The organism is Enterococcus sp. LJL51 (assembly GCF_049894025.1).
Classification (GTDB): Bacteria; Bacillota; Bacilli; order Lactobacillales; family Enterococcaceae; genus Enterococcus_L.
The window spans coordinates 65,308-72,710 of the sequence record NZ_JBNEQE010000019.1 but is presented as its reverse complement, the minus strand read 5'-3'; the positions used below and the strand labels follow the sequence as shown (position 1 = coordinate 72,710).

The window sequence follows — 7,403 nt, the reverse complement described above, 5'->3', positions numbered from 1 at the left end:
TCTTGATTCCTCCTTTTGGATTGGTTCGCCAAATTAATTCTAAAGGATTTCAAGGTGTCTTTTCTATTGTTTTGGAAAATAAAAAAGATATTGGTGGAATTCCACCAACATCAAAAAGTATAGAGCCGAAAAAACAGAGATTCTCTGATTTTGTTCCAAGTTCTTTTTTGAAAAAGGGAGAATAAAGCGAATGATTTGGGCAGCTAAGCCTATAAATTTATTATGCTTTGCCTCGAGTAATCGCAGAGGCAGGCTCCACAAGGTATATTCGTAGCTGGACAGCTAGCTCTAATATAAGGTATGAATGTTACACATTCATCTATCATCGTACGCATACCATCCCACTAAATGTTCCTACACAAGTGGAACTGGTAATTCTCGATTTGCCTATAAAGCTGCGGAGATATTCGCTTGTTTCTCTTTTTTATGTGGTGAAAAAATAAGACCTGGAATACTATAAATGCGTGAACGGAAATGATAAAAATTACGATAACCATAGGCAACTCGCTTGAGGACTTTAATCTTTTTGGCTTTTCCATTGACACAAATGAAACTCATCGCTTCTTGACAGCATTTTGTTGTCTTGAATTCATCGATACATAGAATTTTCGGAAGAAACTGTCAATTAGAACGATAGGAAGCAGAGAGTTCTTCCATTAAGCGAAGAATGGTCACATCTGAAACAAAATGTTTTTGAGCAATCTGTTTTCTAAAGACATTTTTCTTTAAATCAAGCATAATTTGTAGACAGAGCTGCTTAGACAGATGATGATGTTTTTTAATCAACTCTGTATGAGCATGAAAGCTTTTTCCACACTCATGACAAAGAAATTAGGAGCGGTCAGCTCTAAGGATATCAAACGCTCATTAAATACAGGAAGTTGGGCTTGGGTAAGGTGGTGGCCGTTCTTAATTATTTGTCCTTGATTTATTACCTCGCATTTCTCACAATGTGTTGGTTGATAGGTCAGAGTTGCCTTGATTACCTTAGCCTGAACACCTTTCATTGGTCTGTATTCAAGCCAATCCTCTCCAAAGGAGAGGTGTTTATCTGTTAGTCCGAGCAACTTTCTGGTATTTTTATCCGTAGGGAGCAACCTTTCTGATGATTTGTGGTTTTAGTCGATTTCATTTTATTAGTTTGTTGTTCCTTTTTGTGTTTGAACACTCAAAAAAGTGTTGGCAGATTTTCCACCAACACAAAATATTATAAAACCAAAGAACAACAGCTGCCGGCTGTTGTTTTTTTATTTTTTTGAACTAAAACGTGTTCTTTTATGAGTGTTGTCAAGGTTTAGAATATTTTTAAAGCATATAATAAAAATAAAATTTATGTCTTATTTTTTATGTTATTATTTTTTTATTTCATATAATATTTGTTTTTGAGAAAAAGGTTGTATGAACCAACGGGTTATGAAATAATGGAGAGAAAGTGATTAGTATTTCTTTAAGGAGTTGAAGGTATGAATTTTGTAAAAAGAGCACTTTTCAGTGTTTCACGTAGAAAAGGTAAATCTATTCTATTATTTGCTGTTATTTTTATTTTAGGAAATGTTATTGCAGGAGCAATTGCTATTCAACAATCGACTGCCAATGTTGAGAAAAACGTTAAACGCCAGATGGGCGCTATGGCGACCGTTGAGTTGGATTATGAGAACAATCAAGATGAGTTTATGAAAGAAGATTTGGTCATTGAAAATCTATCAGAGGATTTGATTAAACAGATTGGTGAATCTTCCTACGTAAAATACTATGATTACAATGCGACATCGTGGGTTCAGACTGAAAAGCTGAAAAGCGCTGTTATGGAAGAAGAGTCTGGCTATTCTGCAGATAATACCTTCACATTAAAAGGATCAAATTATAATAAAATACTGGATATTGAAGAGAAAAAGATTAATCTAATCGAGGGGCGCGTGCTCACTCAGGAAGAGATTGATAGCGGTAAAAATGTTGCACTAATTTCATCAAAAATTGCAGAAAGCAATGGACTTTCTGTAGGTGATCAGATGGTAATGGATCGTGTCGCTTATGACTACAACGAGAATGGGGAAAGCTCAACCCTATTCAAAGTTGATATTCCGTTGGAGATTATTGGTATTTTTGAGCCGGCTTCTGTAGAGATGAAAAAAGATAATGGGGAAGAAAATTCCGGCAGTATGATGGATCAGCAGTATTTATCTATGGAACAGCTAAATACGGTGTATACGACGAATAAAGTAGTAATTGAAAACGAAAAAGCTTTTTTTGAAAAATATAAAGCAGAAAGCCCTGCTGAAACGCAGGAAGATTTAAGTGAAGTAGATGAACAGGAGGAATACTATGTTCCTGTATATGTTCTGAAAAACGTCGATGATGTGGAAGCGTTCAAGGAAGAGGTTCAGCCGTTATTGCCAGATCTTTATGCAGTAAAGGCGTCAACAGATCAGTATGATCAAATTGGCGGCAGCATGAAGAGTTTGTCAAAGATTTCTGGTTATGTGGTAATGATTTCTATTATAGCCGCATTGCTGATTATTTCTTTGGTGGTTCTGCTATTCATGCGTGATCGTAAGCATGAGTTGGGAATCTATCTGTCGCTTGGAGATAAGCGCGGTCGGGTGATGAGTCAGATTGTTATAGAAATGCTGATAATTAGCGGGATTGCATTGCTTTTATCTTTAATTAGCGGAAATATTCTGGGTAAGGTAGTTTCAGATTCATTACTTAATAGTGATATTCTGACAAGTACCAATAATGGTGCAAATGATATGATGTATTACGGAATGTCCTCTTTAGGCGTTTCAGATTTAACAACTGAAGATATTATGAACTCCTACAAGGTTGAATTTTCACCAGCCTATATTATTACGTATCTGGTCGTAGGATTGGCAACAACATTACTGTCGGCGATAGTACCGCTGCTGTATATTCTTCGATTGAATCCGAAAAAAATCATGATGTAGGAGGGAAAGAAAATGGCGATTCTTGAAACAAAAAAATTAGATTATTACTATCAGGACGGAGATCGGCGTCGTTTTATTCTTAAGGATACTAGTGTTTCTTTTGAAAAAGGCAAATTCTATACGATCTTAGGACATTCTGGTTCGGGAAAAACGACATTTCTATCAATGATTAGCGCATTGGATACTCCTAAATCAGGACAGGTGCTTTTCAAAGGAAAAGATATTAAAACTATGGGTTATGACAAATATAGAAGAGATGCTATCAGCATTATTTTCCAGAGCTATAATCTGGTTCCATATTTGACTGCTGTAGAAAATGTACTAGTAGCGATGTCGATTACAGATAACCAGTTACCGGATAATCAGCGTGAAGTTGCCTACAACCTTTTGGACTATATTGGTATCAACAAGGCAAAAGCTGATCGGCTAGTCAATCAGCTTTCCGGGGGAGAACAACAGCGTGTAGCAATTGCTCGAGCGCTGTCTACTAATGTGGATATCATCTTAGCCGATGAGCCCACAGGTAACCTTGACGAGGAAATGGAACAGGAAATTGTAGATATTTTTACAAAGCTGGCAAAAGAGCATGATAAGTGTGTGATTGTCGTGACCCACTCCAATGAAATTGCCAAACAGTCTGATACGACATATTATTTGAAAAAAGGTGTGTTGAAGGAATATGAGTGATTTTTTATCTAACTTTAGCGGGGGAAACTACGAAAAGACCCGTCAAGATAAACTTTACGATAAGAGTAAAGGGAAGAAAAAAGAAGCGGTTAAGCCGGAGAAGACTGACGCGGAATCATTAGAGACAGCTCAAAATCAGGTGAAATCTGATCACCAGCAGCCTGTGAGGCAGCCAGAGACAGTAGCGCAAAAGCCTGTTGTAGAGTCCCAGCGTCCAGATGAAGGAGACTTGTCTGTAGAGGATATGCTGAGAGCTAGAAAAAAAGAAAAAAAAGTGCGGAAGGTAAAAGAACCAACGGTAAAAAAAACACCAGCTCCCAGACCAGTCAGTAATGATGGCGAGTATGGTGATGAATTAATGGAAGTAGATACCGGCTACCGCAGAAAAAAAATAATTAAATATGTGATTTTTGCTTTACTGGCTGTTGGGGTTATAGCACTGGGATTTTTTGGCTATTATCAAATGAGTCATGTAAAGGTACCGGATTTCACTGGAAAAGAGCTTGCCGAAGTTCGAACATGGTCTACAGAAAATGATGTAAAGCTTAAAGTCGAACAGATTTATGATTTTGAAGCAGAAACAAATACAATTATTTCTCAAAGCAAGAAAACCGGAAAAATCAAAAAGGGAACTGAACTGACTGTAGATGCAAGTTTAGGTCCCGATCCGGAGGAGGGGCTGCCGCTACCTGACTTTGGAACAATGAATCGGACAGAGGTTAGCGACTGGATACTACAGAATAAAGCGGATAATTTAAGTGTAATAGAAGAATATAGTGCGTCAAAAGCTTCAGGGGAATTCATTAAACTGGAAATGGTATCCAAAGATGTAACTGCGGAAACTTACAAGAGAAAAGATAAAGCAAAAGTCTATTATTCTAAAGGTCCTGAAGTCTACGAGAAAACTATAGAAGTTCCTGATTTTACTGGGAAAACCAAAGAAGAAGTGGAAGAGTGGACGAAGAAAAACGAACTGACAATTGAAGTATCGGAAAATGATTCGGATACAGTAGATGCTGGAAAAGTCATTTCTCAAAAAGAAGCAAAAGGAACTAAGCTTGCGAAAAAAGATAAATTCCCAGTTGTAATTTCAGCTGGAAAAGCTTATGTAGTTCCTGATTACTCCCAAGTATCTATGAAGTCTGCTGAAGGAAATGCAGATATTCAAGTCGTACAGCTATACAATGATACAGTACCTTATGGCGGTTTTGTCAGCCAGTCGATTGCTGCTGGAGAGACTTTCAAAGCTAGTCAAAAGCCTGGTGTTCAAGTAACCTATTCCATAGGAAAACCGTTTTTGAAAGATTTACGTAATGATACAATGGAAGGCGATGTTCAAAAAATATTTTATGATGAATATCAGCAAAAGGGTGCACCACTTACCTATCAAATCTACTATATCGATTCAGAAGTGACGAAGGGAACGGTCGTTGAAATGAGTAATTATAATGAATTCGTTCCAACAAATGCAGTGATTCGAATCGGCATTAGTAGAGGAAATGTTACCAAACAGGAGCAAAAAAATTCTGAGAATCCAACGGATTAAAGTTTTTTTAAATATCCAAGGAGCAGCGAGAATGGGGCAGAAGTGTTTAATCCCGAGAACTAAGTAGGTACTGTTCAACATCAGCTTATCCCTCGCTGTGTTTCACAGCAATAAGACGGATTATCCGAAAATTGTCAAGAAACACTACGAGGGAACCAAGCAGATGTTGACTGATTCTTACCTGGTGTTCTTCAAATTTTTGTGAATTTCAGCTTATTTCCGAAGGACTTGCTCCTGCGGTTACTCGTCGCAGTTTAATGCTAGCGAGTGCTCCTGCGATTACCCGTCGCAGTTTAATGCTGGTATGTGCTGCTTCCGCCGTTTATCCGAATTCCATGTGAGTGGACATAACTCAATGAGTTGTGTCCTACTCACGTTTTTTTGTCTAGACTCATTATTTGCAGACAGCATTTCAGTTTCTTAACAATTAAGAAAATTTTACTGTTTGCATAGGTTTTTCTGAAACTTATTGCTATAATAGTCTAGATGTATAAATCCTGTTAAGTAATAGGGAGGCTGTACTAGATTTTATAGTGTATAAACCAGCTTATTTAACAGAATTTGTATAGATTTTTTAAAATGGAGGGAAAAGAAATGTTTCGTTTTTTTCCGCAAAAAGATAAGTATATTCAGGAAGAAGCTGAATATTTATTTGATAAAGATGGCATTATTCCAAAACACATTGCAGTAATCATGGATGGAAATGGCCGCTGGGCCCAAAACCGCAGACTGCCAAGAATTGCCGGGCATAAGGAAGGCATGAATACTGTAAAAAAAATAACGAAGCATGCTAGTAAATTAGGTGTCAGGGTATTGACGCTGTATGCCTTTTCAACAGAAAACTGGAAACGTCCTTCTGAAGAAGTCAATTTTCTGATGCAGCTTCCAGTAGATTTTTTTGATACATTTGTACCAGAGCTGATTAAAGAAAATGTACGGGTAGAGGTCATGGGCTATAAGGAATTTCTGCCGGAGCATACACAGGATGCTGTAAAACGAGCAATTGAGCAGACGAAGAATAATACAGGAATGGTATTGAATTTCGCATTAAATTACGGGTCGAGGGCTGAGATTGTGACTGCCGTACAACATATTGCGGAACAGGTAAAATCAGGAGAAGTTGCTCCGGAAGCAATCAGCGAAGCTGCAATTTCCGATGCTCTGATGACTGGCTTTTTATCCGAAGAGCTTCGTGATCCAGAGCTGTTGATTCGGACGAGTGGAGAAGAACGGATTAGCAATTTTCTGTTGTGGCAAATTGCCTATAGCGAGTTTTTCTTTACCGATGCTTTGTGGCCTGATTTCAATGATGAGCTTTTAGAAACAGCAATTGCATCATTCCAAAACAGGAACCGCCGCTTTGGCGGACTGAAGGAAACGGAGGAAGAAAAAATATGAGACAACGTGTGATTACAGCAGTTGTTGCCTTAGTATTATTTATCCCAATTATCGTTTATGGAGGGATTGCAGTTGAACTTACGGCTGCCGCTTTAGCAGCAGTTGGGGTCTATGAGTTATTTAAAATGAAGGGCTTGGAGCTATTAAGCTTTGAAGGAGTCCTTGCAGTACTGGCAGCAGTTGTGCTGGTTTTACCTAAAGAACGCTGGTTCTTCTTTCTACCGGAAAAAACAGATAACTTTATCCTGTTTTATTTAATGGTAATGATTTTATTGGGAGCGTTGGTAGCTTCTAAAAATACGTATAGTATTTCCCAGGCTGGCTTTCCTGTAATTGTAAGTTTATATGTCGGCGTTGGTTTTCAAAATTTCGTTGCTGCAAGAAGCAGCGGACTAGTTGTTCTGCTGTATGCTTTGTTTGTTGTCTGGGCGACAGACATAGGTGCTTATATGGTAGGGAGAAAATTTGGTAAGCGGAAGCTGCTGCCTTCTGTCTCCCCGAATAAAACAATTGAAGGATCGATTGGCGGAATCCTTTCCGCTGTGGTAGTTGCTGTGCCGTACCTATTGTTCGTACCCGGAAAGGAAGCATTTACTTATAGCCTGCCGGTTATGATTGTTATGACAGTCATTTTCTCAATGGTTGGTCAATTTGGCGACCTAGTGGAATCGTCTATTAAGCGTCATTATGAAGTCAAGGATTCAGGGAAAATATTACCGGGACACGGTGGAATATTAGATCGTTTTGACAGTTTGCTTTTTGTTTTTCCAATCATGCATTTGTTCGGCTTGTTCTAAAAAACTGAGAAGGGATGGTGAGAAAACTCT

General features: G+C 38.2%; 7 protein-coding genes. 6 read left to right on the top strand and 1 reads right to left on the bottom strand.

The genetic code is table 11. The features are described from left to right. Window positions 1-185, top strand: a 185-nt coding sequence (locus ACPWSO_RS15320) for a hypothetical protein (RefSeq protein ID WP_426084456.1), incomplete at its 5' end; no start/stop codon positions are given. A 202-nt stretch (window positions 186-387) separates the two neighbouring features. Here the strand turns inward: ACPWSO_RS15320 and ACPWSO_RS15315 are convergent. Beyond that, window positions 388-558 carry a transposase gene (locus tag ACPWSO_RS15315; RefSeq protein WP_426084455.1) on the bottom strand — a complete coding sequence of 57 codons (171 nt, stop codon included), beginning with the start codon at window positions 556-558 and terminating at the stop codon, window positions 388-390. A 905-nt stretch (window positions 559-1,463) separates the two neighbouring features. On the opposite strand from ACPWSO_RS15315, the gene ACPWSO_RS15310 reads away from it, so the two are divergent. From ACPWSO_RS15310 to ACPWSO_RS15290, 5 genes are all read left to right on the top strand, one after another. Beyond that, on the top strand, window positions 1,464-2,945 hold the full coding sequence (locus ACPWSO_RS15310) for an ABC transporter permease (RefSeq protein WP_426084454.1): 1,482 nt from the start codon (window positions 1,464-1,466) through the stop codon (window positions 2,943-2,945). 12 nt (window positions 2,946-2,957) lie between these two features. Then, on the top strand, window positions 2,958-3,632 hold the full coding sequence (locus tag ACPWSO_RS15305) for an ABC transporter ATP-binding protein (RefSeq protein ID WP_426084453.1): 675 nt from the start codon (window positions 2,958-2,960) through the stop codon (window positions 3,630-3,632). Next, a complete protein-coding gene (locus ACPWSO_RS15300; protein WP_426084452.1) occupies window positions 3,625-5,178 on the top strand; it encodes a PASTA domain-containing protein in 1,554 nt (517 codons plus the stop codon). Before ACPWSO_RS15305 ends, ACPWSO_RS15300 begins: the two co-directional genes overlap by 8 nt. A 594-nt stretch (window positions 5,179-5,772) precedes the next feature. Beyond that, window positions 5,773-6,576: an isoprenyl transferase gene (locus tag ACPWSO_RS15295; RefSeq protein ID WP_426084451.1), complete on the top strand. Its 804-nt coding sequence runs from the start codon at window positions 5,773-5,775 to the stop codon at window positions 6,574-6,576. Further along, window positions 6,573-7,373 carry a phosphatidate cytidylyltransferase gene (locus ACPWSO_RS15290; protein ID WP_426084450.1) on the top strand — a complete coding sequence of 267 codons (801 nt, stop codon included), beginning with the start codon at window positions 6,573-6,575 and terminating at the stop codon, window positions 7,371-7,373. Before ACPWSO_RS15295 ends, ACPWSO_RS15290 begins: the two co-directional genes overlap by 4 nt. The last annotated feature ends 30 nt before the right edge of the window (window positions 7,374-7,403 follow it).

Bases quoted from the DNA above. Each gene is read 5' to 3' on its own strand.
- ACPWSO_RS15315 (WP_426084455.1), bottom strand. From the start codon at position 558: ATGAGTTTCATTTGTGTCAATGGAAAAGCCAAAAAGATTAAAGTCCTC.
- ACPWSO_RS15310 (WP_426084454.1), top strand. From the start codon at position 1,464: ATGAATTTTGTAAAAAGAGCACTTTTCAGTGTTTCACGTAGAAAAGGT.
- ACPWSO_RS15305 (WP_426084453.1), top strand. From the start codon at position 2,958: ATGGCGATTCTTGAAACAAAAAAATTAGATTATTACTATCAGGACGGA.
- ACPWSO_RS15300 (WP_426084452.1), top strand. From the start codon at position 3,625: ATGAGTGATTTTTTATCTAACTTTAGCGGGGGAAACTACGAAAAGACC.
- ACPWSO_RS15295 (WP_426084451.1), top strand. From the start codon at position 5,773: ATGTTTCGTTTTTTTCCGCAAAAAGATAAGTATATTCAGGAAGAAGCT.
- ACPWSO_RS15290 (WP_426084450.1), top strand. From the start codon at position 6,573: ATGAGACAACGTGTGATTACAGCAGTTGTTGCCTTAGTATTATTTATC.